This is a genomic window from Rickettsia typhi str. Wilmington, from assembly GCF_000008045.1.
GTDB lineage: Bacteria > Pseudomonadota > Alphaproteobacteria > Rickettsiales > Rickettsiaceae > Rickettsia > Rickettsia typhi.
Window position 1 is genome coordinate 406,355 of record NC_006142.1, and the last position, 14,722, is coordinate 421,076.

The following is a 14,722-nucleotide window of genomic DNA, read 5'->3' on the forward strand; positions in this document are numbered from 1 at the left end:
TCCTGTAATAAATACTATAATAAATTCAAAAACGTTATTATTTCTAGTATTTTAAGTAAAATATTTTGTAAATATTCTAAATGATTAGTAGTGTAGAAAATATTGAATCCTTATTTATATATACATTTTAAAATAATTCAATAATTTTTAACTAGATTTACATAGACTTAAGCTTTTATTTATGATATCCGAATTTATATTTAAACAGTCAAGGATTGAATGAAATACATAATCATGACTAATCTCGGTACTAGAATAACTTTTAATTGCATCTACCGATTCAGGGTATTTTGTTTTAAAAGTATCTGATACCCAAACTATAAATGGGACTGTTATTTGTTCTGAAAGTAGTGGACCGCCATGACCATAATAGCCATTTTCTCCAAGAGATTCGCCGTGATCTGACACATATAATAAAAATGCATTTTTATCTTTTAGTAATCCAATTATATTAGATAACAAAAAATCAGTGTATAAAATTGAGTTATCATAACTGTTCATTAAAGCCAGCTGATCACAATCGCTTGCATCACCTTTCACTTTAATATGGCAGATCGGGGTAAAATGTTCAAATTTTTTTGGATATCTTGCGTTATAATTCCAATGGCTTCCTGACGTATGCAATACTAAAAATTGTTTTCCTGATTTTGTAATAATTTCTTTTGTAAATGGCAATATTTTTTCATCATGATCATTTAAAGAAAATAAGGCAGATCCGCCTGGCACTATAGTAAAATTAACATCATTATAGATATTACTAAGGTCAAAATTTGCAAAATTTCTCATTAAAGTTTGAGTACCAATCCAAGTAGTATTAAAGCCAAGTCTTGTTAAAATTGATAAAAAAGTGTTCTCTAGCCTACTATTTTCAATTTGATTTGCAGGATAACGTGAAAGTAATGACGGTACAGAAAGATATGTAAGGTTATAAGAAGATTCCGCTTTGAAAGAAATTATGTTTTTAGTAGTATTTAAGTATGGAGTTGTATCTCTTTTATAACCGTTAATACCAAAATGGTCAAATCTTGCTGATTCTCCTATAACTAAAACTCCTATAATATCAGGGTCAGAGTTATCTATAAAGTGATATTGTTTGCTAATATCTGCATAATTTATATCACCAAAAATTGTAGCAAAATTAAGGTAGCTATTATGTAAATACTGAATTGGGAAATAATTTTTTAGTATTTTAAATGAAGGAGTAATAATGTTATATATAAAAATAAGTAAACATGCAGCCGATAATAGTGTTGTGAAAAATGATTTGGAATTTTTTGCGATAAACGATCTCAGTGTATAAAAACAAGTAAAAAGGCAAAAAATTATCCATATTATTAATTTAATGCTTATTAATTCATACACTTCGTTTAAATCCGTTGAAAAAAAACTCCCTATTACTTGTTTAGTAGGATTGATTTTGAAGAAATAAATATAATAACTAGCAATAGCAGATGTTATAAATAAAAACCCTGCGCCAAATTTTAAGACGAATCTATGTACGTTAAGACCGAAAAATGCTATAAAAGCAAATATATAAATATAACAAAAATCTTTTGATAACTCTAATATTCCTTTAAAAATTGTTGCTTTATAGTAATCAAATTTATAAATCAATATTGCGGTATTAAATAACAAGCAATAAAGAAAGGCTAGAATCGAAGATAATTTAATTAATTTTGTATCGAAATGTTTTAAAATATTTTTTAGCATATAAATATAATATAAAACAAATAAGTAAATTTAATAACTAACATGATCATAAAAAATCTTCAAGAATTTTATAGACTTTTAATACCAAATGAGCCGCTTATCGCTATCGATTACGGAAGTAAAAAAATAGGAGTAGCATTATCTGATCAAGCACTTGCTATTGCTATGCCATTAAATACTATTACTGAGCTAAACCAAAGGGTCATTATTACTTCCTTACTTAATATAATAGAGAAATATCAAGTTTGCGGTATTGTAATTGGTCTTCCTATTGATATGAGCGGAGGAGTAACAAAACAAACAAATATAGTAATGAAATTTGCTGACAAACTGAAACAGTCTGTTAGCTTGCCTATATATTTACAAGATGAAAGATTAACTACGAAATCTGCAAATAATTTTCTTAAATCATTCGGGATAAAAAGAAAGGACCGTAATAATAATGATGACGCAGTAGCTGCTAGTATGATCCTTGAAATCGTGCTTAATGCTATTAAGAGGTTTAATCTTTAATATTTGCTGATATTAATTTGTTAATAGCCTAAATTATATTTTTTTAGCACAAGAAATATATACATTGTTGTATCAATAGAGTTCGATTATGAATGTTAGGAATGGAACTGAGAATGTTTGCATGTCATAGACTACAACTTATAAGTCATTTTAGATTAATTAGAAATGCTATTTTTGATATTTTCCAAGCATCACTACTACATACTAAATTATATATTAGCACTATATATTCTATATCTCTATTCATTTTATTTGATACTTAAAATTAGTATCCCTTTTTCATACCAAATTGATTATCACACATTGCATTTATATTGTATTATCTTTAATTTAGTAATCAGTTGTTGTGAAGTCATATTACAAAAACAGTTTTTTAGATTATTTTCCCTTTAAGAAATAAAAGTAAAGTTTTCTGATTTTACTAGTGCCTCATGTAATTGTTTTAGTAAGCGATAATTTTCTTTTTGTTATTAATATTATAATAAAAGCATTATTCTTACTTTTTAGTTAGTCAAGTAGATTTATAAAATGTTTTTTTAAATGCAGTATCTGTGTTGTTTGTACATTATTATATTGTATATATGTCAATAAAATGCTCATTAGCACAACTATCAAATAATTGTTGCCAAAGTTTAAATAAATTTATTAATTAATCGAAAAGAATAAAAATAAAAGCACAATAATCATTGTATTATTTATACTTATAGTATAAAAGTAATACTAAAAATATAAGATAAAAAGTTAAATCTTTAACTTTAAATATGCGATCAGTAATAATTAAGTATAATGTTTTAGAACTTGACAGTATCAATTTTTATTTAAATATAGCAAAATCGAGCAATATACTGGAAAGTATAAAGTGATTTATTTAAAGGATTAAAACTTGTGCTAAAAGTAGCAAGGATAAATTAATTAGTAGATTGTGACATATTGCAAGCTATGAAAAAACCTTAGAAAAAACCTTATTGTAAAGATATATTATTTATGATAGAAAGGGTGCGATAAAAATAAATAATATAACCATGAAAATATTAATTTTAGGTGTTACAGGTATGCTGGGTAACAGCATGTTTAGGTTTTTAACTCAGGATAGTAAATTTGACGTTTGTGCAACAGCTCGCAATAATGCAGCAACTTTATACTTTTCTAAAGATTTAACAAATAAATTAATTACAAATGTAGATGTTGCAAACCACGATTCTTTAGTTGAGGTTTTAAATAAAATAAATCCTGATGTTGTTATAAATTGTATAGGACTTGTAAAACAATTAGCTGATGTAAATGACCCGTTAAAAGTATTGCCGATAAATAGTTTATTGCCTCATAGGTTAGCAAATTTATGCGGACTTATAGGTAGTAGATTAATCCATATTAGTACGGATTGTGTATTTTCAGGGAAAAGAGGTAATTATAATGAGAGTGATTTTCCTGATTGTGATGATCTGTATGGTCGTTCAAAATTTCTCGGTGAAGTAGATTATCCGCATGCTATCACTTTACGTACTTCTATTATAGGTCATGAGTTATCGAGTAATAGAAGTTTAATAAATTGGTTTTTAAGTACAGAAGGTTGTGTAAAAGGTTTTGCAAAAGCTATTTATTCAGGATTCCCGACTGTAGAGTTTGCAAGAATCATAAGAGATTTTGTATTACCGAATACAGAACTACATGGACTTTATCATGTTGCATCCAACCCTATTAATAAATTAGATTTGTTAAAATTAGTTGCAGAAATATATAATAAAGAAATTGAAATTATTCCTTCAGATGAGCTGATAGTAGAGCGCTCACTAGATTCTACTCGTTTTAACTCTATAACTGGATATAAGCCTCCTGAATGGCGCGAGCTTGTAAAGCGCATGTATGAGTTTGGGTAATAGTTAATTGTGAAATTAGGTATTTATATATAATGTTTGTAGATAAAACTTTAATGATTACAGGAGGTACTGGTTCATTTGGGAATGCGGTGCTTTCTCGTTTTCTTAAGTCCAATATTATTAATGATATTAAAGAAATTCGTATTTTCAGTAGAGATGAAAAAAAGCAAGAAGATATGCGTATTGCTTTAAATCACTCAAAACTTAAATTTTATATCGGTGATGTACGTAATTATCAAAGTATTGATGACGCGATGCATGGTGTAGATTATGTATTTCACGCTGCAGCTTTAAAACAAGTTCCAACTTGTGAATTTTATCCGATGGAAGCAATCAATACTAACGTCTTAGGTGCTGAAAATGTTTTAAGTGCTGCTATTAATAACAAAGTTACAAAAGTTATTGTACTTAGTACTGATAAGGCGGTATATCCAATTAATGCCATGGGCTTATCTAAAGCATTAATGGAAAAGTTAGCAATAGCAAAAGCACGTATGCGCTCTCCTGGTGAGACGATTCTTTGTGTCACTAGATATGGTAATGTTATGGCTTCTCGTGGTTCTGTTATTCCTCTTTTTATTCATCAAATAAAACAAGGTAAGGAATTGACTATTACAGAACCATCAATGACACGTTTTTTAATGTCGCTTGTAGATTCTGTAGATTTAGTTTTATATGCATTTGAACATGGTCGTCAAGGTGATATTTTTGTACAAAAATCTCCTGCAAGTACAATTGAAGTGCTTGCAAAAGCATTACAAGAAATATTTGGTAGTAAAAATGCAATACGTTTTATCGGTACCCGTCATGGAGAGAAGCATTATGAATCATTAGTATCATCAGAAGATATGGCGAAGGCCGATGATTTAGGTGGGTATTACCGTATTCCTATGGATGGACGTGATCTGAATTATGCAAAATATTTTGTTGAAGGTGAGAAGAAAGTAGCTCTTTTAAAGGATTACACTTCACATAATACAAAACGTTTAAATTTAAAAGAAGTAAAGGAGTTATTATTAACTCTTGATTACGTCCAAGAGGAATTAAAAAATGCTTAAGGTCATGACTATTCTTGGTACACGTCCTGAACTTATTAAAATGTGTTTAGTGATTTCAGAATTTGATAAATATACTAATCATATCTTGGTTCATACAGGTCAAAATTATGCATATGAGTTAAATCAGGTTTTTTTTGATGATATGGGGATTAGAAAACCTGATTATTTCTTAGAAATAGCATCAGATAATACTGCCAAGTCTATCGGGATTGTTATTGAAAAAGTAGATGAGGTACTTGAAAAAGAAAAACCCGAGGCCGTTTTATTTTATGGTGATACTAATTCTTGTTTATCAGCAATTGCCGCGAAACGTCGTAAAATCCCAATTTTCCATATGGAAGCTGGAAATCGTTGTTTTGATCAAAGAGTGCCGGAAGAAATAAATCGAAAAATCATTGATCATATTAGTGATGTTAACATTACGTTAACCGAACATGCAAGACGTTATTTAATTTCTGAAGGTTTGCCTCCTGAGCGTATTTTCAAATCAGGTTCGCATATGCCTGAAGTGCTCAATCATTTCATGCATAAAATATTAAAATCAGATATTTTAGAAAAATTATTATTAAAAGCAAATCAATATTTCTTAGTTAGCTCACATCGTGAAGAAAATGTAGACATCAAAGATAATCTCCAAGAATTATTAAGTAGTTTACAAATTCTTATTCAAGAGTATAATTTCCCTATAATCTTCTCAACACATCCAAGGACTAAAAAAAGGCTAAAAGATTTAGAATGTTTTCAGAGTCTGGAAGATAAAATAAGGTTTTTGCCACCTTTTAGTTTTACAGATTATGTCAAACTTCAGATAAATGCTTTTTGTATTTTGTCTGATAGCGGTACTCTTACCGAAGAAGCATCTATACTTAATTTACCTGCTTTAAATATTAGGGCAGCACATGAGCGACCTGAGGGAATGGATGCTGGAGCGCTCATTATGTCTGGTTTTAAAGCAGAACGAATACTGCAATCGGTAAAAGTCATTACAGCACAACACAAGAATAATAAATGCTTTCGAGATATTGTGTCGGATTATGCTGAAGCAAGTGTTGTATCAAAGAAAATATTACGTATAGTTTTAAGTTATGTTGATTACATTAACAGGACAGTATGGTTTAAATGATAGTAGCAGATAAAATAGTTGAAGAATGGTATTCGAAAGATATTTTACATATTAAAATAAAAGAATTTATTAGTCCTGTTTATAGTGTTATAGATATTGGATGTGGGATTCGTCCGCAACAATATATAATTCCTGATTTACTGATTTGTGTAGAACCATATAAAGAATATACTGAAATATTAAAAAAGAATTTATCAGGAACTAATTCAATAATAATTCCATTAGACGCAAAATCTGCTCTTAGTACATTGCCCGATAAATCTATTGACTCAATATTTTTAATAGATGTTATAGAGCATATACCTAAAGAAATTGGAAAAGAAATATTAATTAAATGTACACGTATAGCACGTAGGCAAATTATAATATTTACCCCTTTGGGTTTTATGCCACAAGAAGTACATGAGATTGATGGTTGGAATTTACATGGAGGAGTATGGCAAGAGCATAAATCTGGATGGTATCCAGAAGATTTTCCTGGATGGAATATTATAGGATGCAAAGAATTACACACTCATAATTCTAATGGTGAACTGCTTACTACTCCTTATGGAGGGTTTTATGCAATAAAAAATATAGTATATACAGAAAATTATTTTAATGATTTATATGGAGAAAAGGTTTTATTTAATTCTACTAATCATTTAGAAAATTTAAAAGCTACATTTCCTGACTTTAAAGAAAAAGTTATAAACAGTGAAATTGTAAGAAGTAGTTTAAAATGCGGTTTGTGGATGTGTCAACGCACAACAGAACTATTAATTGAGAAAGGTACGACTACTTCTTTAAAAGAAATTTTAGAAATAGTAGATAGTGAAAAAATAAATTTTGCTATTAATGCAGCGCAAGAATATGTATTAAAGATCAATAATTTTGCTTCACAATTTAAAGATATAAATAAATTATACGAGCAAATAAATAACTTACAAGAATTATTCAAATCTACTATAGACCAGCTAACCGATCAGTTAATTGTAAATACTGAAGAATTAGAAAGGCTTAAGGAATATATAAAAGTTAAGGAACAAGAACTAAAAATTAGTAATGAGAATTGCTCTATTTTTATAAAGATTTACGCTAAAATAAGACGAATGCTAAATAAATTCAGAGCAATATGAGATGTATAGCGTTTAATAAGGTCTATAAATGAAAATATTACAAATAAATGGTTATGAATCACCAGGTCGTAGATTTCATGGTTTATCTATAACACAGATTTTAAAAAAATATGGTATTGAATCAAAGCATTTAGTATGGGCTAAGGACACTCAAGATCCTGAGGTCTTAACGTTTGAAGGTATAATTCCTAGAAAAATAAACCAAATTCTACAATTAATAGAAAATCAGGCATCTCTACAGTCTATATTATATCGTAATGTTCCAAAAATAATCACAATGCCGGCTTTTCAAGAAGCGGATTTAATACATCTTCATATTATACATTCTGGTTACTTTAGTATTAGTGATTTATCAATGATTACAGATTTAAAGCCAACTATATGGACCTTACATGATCCTTGGGCAATGACAGGACGTTGTATCTATCCTATGGGTTGTTTGGGTTGGAGAAAAGATTGTGGTATTTGTCCAGATCTTAACACTCCGTTTGCAATGAAAAAAGATAATAGTAGATTTTTATTTAATTATAAACGTATGGCTTATGAGAAAGCTAATTTTGATATAATTATAGCATCAAAATGGATGAAAGATATGGTATATTCCTCGCCAATGTTTAATGATAAAGAAATTAAAATTTATCATTTACCTTTTGGTGTAGATTTAGAATTTTTCTCTTCCAATTTTACCGTAAGTGCAAGAAAACGCTTCAATATTAGTGAAGATAAAATAGTAATAAGTTTTCGTTCTGAAGATACTCATTTTAAAGGATACCAATATATTATGGAAGCATTAGAAAAATTAGAAACTACAAAATCTATATGTCTTTTAACGGTTGGTAGACATAATACACTAGAGCGGTTTAGAGGAAAATTTGATATAATTGAACTTGGTTGGACTAATGATGATATATTACTTCGTGATGTTTTATCTGCGTGTGATATTTTCTTGATGCCATCTGTCGCTGAAGCATTTGGTGTTATGGCAATAGAAGCAATGGCATGTAGTAAGCCAGTGATAGTTTTTGATGGTGATAATTCACTACCTGATGTAACTTTTGCCCCTGATGTTGGTATTGCTGTTCCAATGCGTGATAGTCATGCTTTATCAAATGCCATAAAACATTTAATTGATAATCCTAAAGAACGTTTAGATAGAGGGAATAAGGGTAGAGAAATAGCTGAATTACATTATAGTCAAGATCTACACATAAAGAATCTAGTCAGTATTTATAAAGAGACTCTAAATAAATGAAAATTTTACTGTTAACTGATATACCACCGTGTGAGAATTATACTGCAGGGTTAGTATTGAATCCATTAGTAGAATTTTTACCTTTAGATGAAATTGTGATATGTAGTGTTGCAAATCCTGCTTTAGAATTTAAAATACCAAAAACACTCAACAACATTCCTCATTTAAAATTATTTAAACCTATTGAAGCTGCAATGAGATATAAAGAAGGAAAAATAGGAGGCTTAATTGCTTATGGTTTTGAGTTATTTAACGCTGCAACAGTGAAATATTTTTTGCTCCCTAAAATAATAAAATTTGCTAAAGAGCATAAAGTTGATGCGATATGGTCAGTATTACAAGGACAGACTATAATTAGATTAACACGACCTTTAGCCAAAAAGTTATCAGTGTCTTTATTTACTCAAATATGGGATCCTTTTGAGTGGTGGCTTCGTGCTAATAAAATTGACAGATTGACTCAAAAAAGGCTTTTAAAAGAGTTTGATGCAGTAATAAAACATAGTACTTGTTGTGCTACTGCTTCATGGGCAATGTCTGAGAGTTATAAAACGCAATATGATACACCTACTATACCATTAATCGCTGGATTATCAAAAGAATTAGCACGTATGCCAGCTACGTCACCTCATAATAGATATGAATATATTATTAGTATAGCAGGGCAGTTTTATGCTCAATCAGAATGGTTAAGTCTTATTAATGCTCTTAATCAAGTTAACTGGATTATTGCAGGAAGAAAGATTAAAGTTCGAGTAATGGGTCAAGGTTTTCAAGTATTTACACAACTACATGCTAATTTTGAATATTTAGGATGGCGTTCTCAAGAAGAAACTATTAGATTGCTTGCTGAGTCTGACCTCCTATATATGCCATATTGGTTTTCTGAAGAATTTTACAAAGAATCAAGTACGAGTTTTCCTTCAAAATTAGTTACATATTTTGCTTCTGGTAGGCCGGTTTTTTGTCATGCACCTGAATATTCTTCTCCAAGCAAATATATAGCAGAAAATAATGCAGGATATTTGTGTAATTCTCTTTCTACTGATAAAATAATATATGATCTTGAAAGAGCAATAATTGATGCAGTTTCATATAAAACATTTGCAAAAAATGCTTCACAATGCTTTTTGCGAGATTTTATATTAGAGCGTATGCAAGAAACATTTTTTAAGTTTTTAAATAGAAATGCTAATGACAATAAATAATAACCGTATAGTTTGGGTAGATTTTACTAAGTCTTTAGCCATTTTTATGGTAGTAATAATTCATTCAATAGCTTTATCATTCTACAAATATTCCTCTGTACCTTTTTCAAACAATTTTATCATATCTAATTTTATAAATTCTTTTTGTAGAGTGGCTGTGCCGTTGTTTATATTGTTATCAGGCTCTTTAGCACTTCACAATACTATGCCAATAGAAAAATTATGGTATAAAGTACAAAGATTATTAATTCCATCAATCTTTTGGAGTATTTTATATAAATATTGGGTTTCCTATAATATAGGAGAACAATTTAATATTTTTGCTGTATTAAATAGTATGATTCATAAACCTGCAATGTATCACCTCGAATTTGTTTATTATATGCTAGGCATTTATTTATTATTCCCAATCCTTGCTTTAATTGTTAATGAAATGCTTAAAGATACAAAATTTGCTTATTATTTCTTAATATTATGGCTTAGTTTTAATACTGTTAATACTTATTATTACTTATCAATCGTAGATTGCATGGAGATTGGTAGTTTTTTTAGATATTCTGGTTATGCAATTTTAGGATCATATTTAATACGGAAAAATATTGGATCACAATTTCCTACATATTGTTGGTTAAGTTTATATTTAATAGGGAGTATATTTACTTTTATTGTAACTTGGAAATTAAATATCAATTCCTTTATACCTGATGAAACTGCATATGTATATTTAACCCCAAATGTTATAATTGCATCTGTAGGAATATTCCTAGTATTACAAACAATTAATGTTCCTGTCTATTATCAGAAACTATTGAAATGTATTTCTGATAATTGTTTTTGCATATATTTTATTCATGTTTTGTTACTAGATAGGTTGCAATACATAGCAATAGAATTGTCAAAATTTAATCATGTCAATTATCCAGTTATAGGTAGTTTAGCTTTAGCATTTATTACTTTCATAGTTAGTTTACTCGTGAGTATATTAATTAGATTAATTCCGAATTCTAGCAAGTTAGTTGGATGAAACAAAATACATATTCCCCCTTAGTTTCAATTATTATTCCAGTATATAACGGTGCTAATTATATGCGTGAAGCTATAGATAGTGCATTAGCACAAACCTACAAAAATATTGAGATTATTGTTGTTAATGATGGTTCTAAAGATAAAACGGAAACTATTGCATTATCCTATGGTGATAAAATATGTTATTTTTATAAAGAGAATGGTGGGTGCGGCTCAGCTTTAAATTACGGTATCAAAAACATGAAAGGAGAATATTTTTCATGGCTTAGCCATGATGATTTATATTACCCTAATAAAATTGAACATCAAATCAATATATTAAATAAATTAGATAATAAGGATGTTATTGTTTACTGTGGTTATGAGTTAATTGATCAGAAATCACATTCTTTATATTTTGTGAAACCAGATCAAAGATATTCAAAAGAAAAATTAGATATTTCACTATTTCCACTTTTACATAGCTTAATTCATGGATGTACATTATTAATTCCTAGTATTTTGTTTAAAAAAATTGGTTTATTTGATGAATCTTTAAAATATACGCATGATTACGATTTATGGTTTAAATTTTTGCGAGTATCTTCTGTTTATTTTGACCATGAAGTTCTAATAAAGTCTCGAGTACACGATGCACAAACTACTAATACTGCTTTAAATCAATTAGAGGAATATGAGGCTTTATGGTCAGGTTTTTTAAAAAAATTAACAAAGCAAGAAATGATTATGATAAAAGGTTCAACTCATCAGTTTTTGTCTGATATTGCTGTTTTTTTTAAGAAAAATGGCTACATAAAATCGTATCAATTAGCGCTTGCTATGACAGACAAGAAAATTATTGGAGGATTTTGTACTTTTATAATTAAAGAAATAATATATTCTTTAAGAAAGTATGGAATAAATACAACAATTACAAAAATATATACATGGATCAGGAAAAATCGAAAATAGTGCAAAGTTTTATATTTTATAGTCCTAGTATTAACTCAGGTGGTGGACTAGTTTTATTAAAAGAGATTTTAAACGTTCAAGATTTTGTTAATAATTGTAAGTATATTTATCTAGATGAAAAAGTAAGAAATAAATTAAATTTCTCTAATTTCTTTAAAAATATAATTTTTATTAAATCACGATTATTAGGAGAATGGCAATTAAGAAAAAATTGTGAAATTAGTGATACTGTGTTATGCTTTCATGGATTACCTCCATTATTCCCTATAAAAAGTAAGGTAATTGTATTTTTACAAAATAGACTTTTATTAGAACCGTTGAAAAATAATCGCTACTCAATTTTAATTTTAATAAAAAAGATTTGGTTACGTTTAGGTTTGAAATTTAATAATATAAGATATATAGTACAAACTGATTCTATGCTCAGAATTGCTAAGGAGTTTTTAGATAAAGATATTGATATTACAGTACTACCTTTTGCACCTAAAACTATTCGGAAAAATTTAAATCATACTAAAAAATATGATTTTTTTTATCCTGCAAGTGGTGAGGCTCATAAAAATCATTTTAATTTACTTAAAGCATGGAAAATTTTAGCTGGTATAGGTATAAAACCTTCTCTTGCGTTAACTATAAATACTGAATTATATCCTGAGCTTTTAGAGCAAATACAAACATATCAATTAGATATAGTGAATTTAGGCGAAATATCGTCTAACGAAGTATTAGATTTATATACACAAGTTTCAGTAGTAATTTATCCATCAAAATCAGAATCACTTGGTTTACCTTTAATTGAGGCTACAGTATATAAAATACCTATTATTGCATCAGAACTTGATTATGTTAGAGATGTTGCAAACCCTATAGAGACATTTGATCCAAATTCTCCTATCTCAATTGTAAGAGCAGTCAGAAGATTTCTAAATAATAATGAGAGTTTAATAGTTATAAATTCAGCATCAGAGTTTTTAGAAGCGATCTGTAAATAAATCGTATTATTTTATTCATCAAATATTTTGACTTTTGAGCCATCATTAATTTTAGTCATACCTTCGATAACTACTAAATCACCTTCTTTAATATCATTAGCGGTAATTTCAATCCGTCCTTCTGTACGTGTGCCGATTTGTACATATACTTGTTTCACTGTGTTACCATCTACTATTTTATAAATAAAATGACCTTGATTATTTCGTTGAATACAACTTTCAGGAATTGTTAGATTTTGATGAGGGTTAATTATCAGCTGAACATCTACAAAGCTATTATGTAAAATTTTTGTCCCAATAGGTAAAATAATTTTAGCTGTGAAAGTACCATACTCTGATAAGTAATGTGATACTGTATCGATTGTGCTTTTAATTTTTCCTGCTATTAAAACTTCAGTATTGCAATGAACTTTTTCACTTAACGATTCTGGTAATTCAATAAAAATACTTTGTGTATTTTCTGTCCCGGTAATGCTAAAAAGATAGTCTCCTATTTTTACTTCATCACCGACCATATACTTAATTATGCCTATTTTACCAGAATATGGTGCAGTAATTATCATGTCATTATATATTTTGAGAGATTTAGCATAATTAAATTTTGCATCTTCAAGTGCACTTTTTGACATTTTATATGCCTCATTGCTGATAAATTTTTTAGCAAATAAAGCTTCTTTTCTATTATAATCTTCTTGTTTTGTATTTAATAAAGCTGCTGCTCTAGATTTAGTAGTTTCTGCTATGTTTTGATCTATAACAAGTAATATATCTCCCTTTTTTACTATTTTTCCTTGCTGTGCAGAGACTTTTTCCACTACTCCGGCAGTATTAGCATAATAATCGCGGCTATTATCATTTTTACATTGTCCTACAACATTAAATATATCATAAAGTTTTGTAGTTTGTATTTTAGTAACTTTTACTTCTATAATTTTTTCTTCTTCCTTTTTATTCGCAATAGTAGAAAGTGACATAAATAAGATAATAGGAATAATAAGTTTTACATGCATATGTATTATAAATAGGTATAATTTAGTAGCTTTAAGATAGAATCTAGTAAAACAATTAAAAGAGTATTTTGTTTTAACATTTTGAGTTGGATATTGTGGACTAGATACTAGAGGATAAAGTATGCTTTTTCAGCTCCTCATCTGTTAACCATTTATATTCTTTTTCTAGAATTTCAAATCTAATTTTTTCTAATTGTGAATCAAGTTTAGGTTCAGGAATGATAGCAGAACCAGTAAACTCAAATCCTTGATAGTGAATTTTAAGTTTATTACAAATTTCTTGTAAAGATAATAAATTTTCTTCTATATCATCGATAAATATTATTGATTGTGGATAATAATTTGTTTTATTTAATATGTACTCAAGCACAATTCCTTTATCGCATTCTGCAGTGTAAATTATACCATCTTTTAATGTAGGTTTACCGTAACCAGCATTATAATCTTCTATTATTATCTCATCTGCTAAAGGTGAAAATTCTTGAAAATTTATTTTTAATTTAGTCAGTTCACGAATTCTCCATTCAATCATGTCTTCAATTATTCCAAATTTACCTGTAGGAAGTTTAGTAAGTCCCATTGCTGGAATATTTTCTGCTTTAAGTAAAGCAAATATTTTTGTAATATCTGAATTAACTAATCTGGCTTTTTTTGCTTTAAGAATAATACTAAGTAATAATTCGCATTCTTTTCTAGTAAGTCTTGTTTCAATATTCTCCATTAATTCTTTTCTATAATCATGTGTTAACCTAGATTCATGACTATCCATTACAATTACTTCATCAATGTCAAAAAGCACTAAGCTAGTATTATCAGCTTGTTCTATTGCTTTTATAACTTCTTTAAAATCATAAACTTTATTTATTTTGCAATACATATTTATT

Annotated in this window: 13 protein-coding genes; 10 read left to right on the top strand and 3 right to left on the bottom strand. The window is 28.3% G+C overall.

Going from position 1 to position 14,722, the window contains the following annotated elements; genetic code table 11:
• Window positions 1-147: 147 nt before the first annotated feature.
• Entirely contained in the window at window positions 148-1,710 is a 1,563-nt protein-coding gene (locus RT_RS01590; protein ID WP_011190784.1) for a phosphoethanolamine transferase, read from the bottom strand.
• A 42-nt stretch (window positions 1,711-1,752) separates the two neighbouring features.
• Here RT_RS01590 and ruvX point away from each other — a divergent pair, with 42 nt between their 5' ends.
• The 10 genes from ruvX to RT_RS01640 all read left to right on the top strand — a co-directional run bounded on the left by ruvX (window position 1,753) and on the right by RT_RS01640 (window position 12,828).
• On the top strand, window positions 1,753-2,223 hold the full coding sequence (gene ruvX / locus RT_RS01595; protein ID WP_011190785.1) for a Holliday junction resolvase RuvX: 471 nt from the start codon (window positions 1,753-1,755) through the stop codon (window positions 2,221-2,223).
• Between the two features lie 1,022 nt (window positions 2,224-3,245).
• The gene (locus tag RT_RS01600) at window positions 3,246-4,100 is read left to right on the top strand and encodes a dTDP-4-dehydrorhamnose reductase family protein (RefSeq protein WP_011190786.1); all 855 of its coding nucleotides are present in this window, start codon (window positions 3,246-3,248) and stop codon (window positions 4,098-4,100) included.
• A 32-nt stretch (window positions 4,101-4,132) separates the two neighbouring features.
• Entirely contained in the window at window positions 4,133-5,158 is a 1,026-nt protein-coding gene (gene capD, locus RT_RS01605; RefSeq protein ID WP_011190787.1) for a UDP-glucose 4-epimerase, read from the top strand.
• On the top strand, window positions 5,151-6,281 hold the full coding sequence (gene wecB / locus RT_RS01610; RefSeq protein ID WP_011190788.1) for a non-hydrolyzing UDP-N-acetylglucosamine 2-epimerase: 1,131 nt from the start codon (window positions 5,151-5,153) through the stop codon (window positions 6,279-6,281). The genes capD and wecB overlap by 8 nt, the downstream gene beginning before the upstream one ends.
• A complete protein-coding gene (locus tag RT_RS01615; RefSeq protein ID WP_011190789.1) occupies window positions 6,278-7,399 on the top strand; it encodes a hypothetical protein in 1,122 nt (373 codons plus the stop codon). The genes wecB and RT_RS01615 overlap by 4 nt, the downstream gene beginning before the upstream one ends.
• A gap of 28 nt (window positions 7,400-7,427) precedes the next feature.
• The gene (locus RT_RS01620) at window positions 7,428-8,651 is read left to right on the top strand and encodes a glycosyltransferase family 4 protein (protein ID WP_011190790.1); all 1,224 of its coding nucleotides are present in this window, start codon (window positions 7,428-7,430) and stop codon (window positions 8,649-8,651) included.
• Entirely contained in the window at window positions 8,648-9,859 is a 1,212-nt protein-coding gene (locus RT_RS01625) for a glycosyltransferase family 1 protein (RefSeq protein ID WP_011190791.1), read from the top strand. Before RT_RS01620 ends, RT_RS01625 begins: the two co-directional genes overlap by 4 nt.
• On the top strand, window positions 9,840-10,883 hold the full coding sequence (locus RT_RS01630) for an acyltransferase (RefSeq protein WP_122036765.1): 1,044 nt from the start codon (window positions 9,840-9,842) through the stop codon (window positions 10,881-10,883). Before RT_RS01625 ends, RT_RS01630 begins: the two co-directional genes overlap by 20 nt.
• On the top strand, window positions 10,880-11,836 hold the full coding sequence (locus RT_RS01635; protein ID WP_011190793.1) for a glycosyltransferase: 957 nt from the start codon (window positions 10,880-10,882) through the stop codon (window positions 11,834-11,836). Before RT_RS01630 ends, RT_RS01635 begins: the two co-directional genes overlap by 4 nt.
• Window positions 11,812-12,828, top strand: a complete 1,017-nt coding sequence (locus tag RT_RS01640) for a glycosyltransferase (RefSeq protein ID WP_011190794.1) — start codon at window positions 11,812-11,814, stop codon at window positions 12,826-12,828. Before RT_RS01635 ends, RT_RS01640 begins: the two co-directional genes overlap by 25 nt.
• Before the next feature lie 11 nt (window positions 12,829-12,839).
• Here the strand turns inward: RT_RS01640 and RT_RS01645 are convergent, their stop codons facing one another.
• Together RT_RS01645 and RT_RS01650 are read right to left on the bottom strand one after the other, a co-directional pair.
• A complete protein-coding gene (locus RT_RS01645; protein WP_011190795.1) occupies window positions 12,840-13,838 on the bottom strand; it encodes an efflux RND transporter periplasmic adaptor subunit in 999 nt (332 codons plus the stop codon).
• Window positions 13,839-13,938: 100 nt separating this feature from the next.
• Entirely contained in the window at window positions 13,939-14,715 is a 777-nt protein-coding gene (locus tag RT_RS01650) for a DUF2608 domain-containing protein (protein WP_011190796.1), read from the bottom strand.
• Window positions 14,716-14,722: the final 7 nt, after the last annotated feature.

Excerpts from the sequence above, each read along its gene's own strand:
- RT_RS01590 (WP_011190784.1), bottom strand. The coding sequence starts at position 1,710 with ATGCTAAAAAATATTTTAAAACATTTCGATACAAAATTAATTAAATTA.
- ruvX (WP_011190785.1), top strand. The coding sequence starts at position 1,753 with ATGATCATAAAAAATCTTCAAGAATTTTATAGACTTTTAATACCAAAT.
- RT_RS01600 (WP_011190786.1), top strand. The coding sequence starts at position 3,246 with ATGAAAATATTAATTTTAGGTGTTACAGGTATGCTGGGTAACAGCATG.
- capD (WP_011190787.1), top strand. The coding sequence starts at position 4,133 with ATGTTTGTAGATAAAACTTTAATGATTACAGGAGGTACTGGTTCATTT.
- wecB (WP_011190788.1), top strand. The coding sequence starts at position 5,151 with ATGCTTAAGGTCATGACTATTCTTGGTACACGTCCTGAACTTATTAAA.
- RT_RS01615 (WP_011190789.1), top strand. The coding sequence starts at position 6,278 with ATGATAGTAGCAGATAAAATAGTTGAAGAATGGTATTCGAAAGATATT.
- RT_RS01620 (WP_011190790.1), top strand. The coding sequence starts at position 7,428 with ATGAAAATATTACAAATAAATGGTTATGAATCACCAGGTCGTAGATTT.
- RT_RS01625 (WP_011190791.1), top strand. The coding sequence starts at position 8,648 with ATGAAAATTTTACTGTTAACTGATATACCACCGTGTGAGAATTATACT.
- RT_RS01630 (WP_122036765.1), top strand. The coding sequence starts at position 9,840 with ATGCTAATGACAATAAATAATAACCGTATAGTTTGGGTAGATTTTACT.
- RT_RS01635 (WP_011190793.1), top strand. The coding sequence starts at position 10,880 with ATGAAACAAAATACATATTCCCCCTTAGTTTCAATTATTATTCCAGTA.
- RT_RS01640 (WP_011190794.1), top strand. The coding sequence starts at position 11,812 with ATGGATCAGGAAAAATCGAAAATAGTGCAAAGTTTTATATTTTATAGT.
- RT_RS01645 (WP_011190795.1), bottom strand. The coding sequence starts at position 13,838 with ATGCATGTAAAACTTATTATTCCTATTATCTTATTTATGTCACTTTCT.
- RT_RS01650 (WP_011190796.1), bottom strand. The coding sequence starts at position 14,715 with ATGTATTGCAAAATAAATAAAGTTTATGATTTTAAAGAAGTTATAAAA.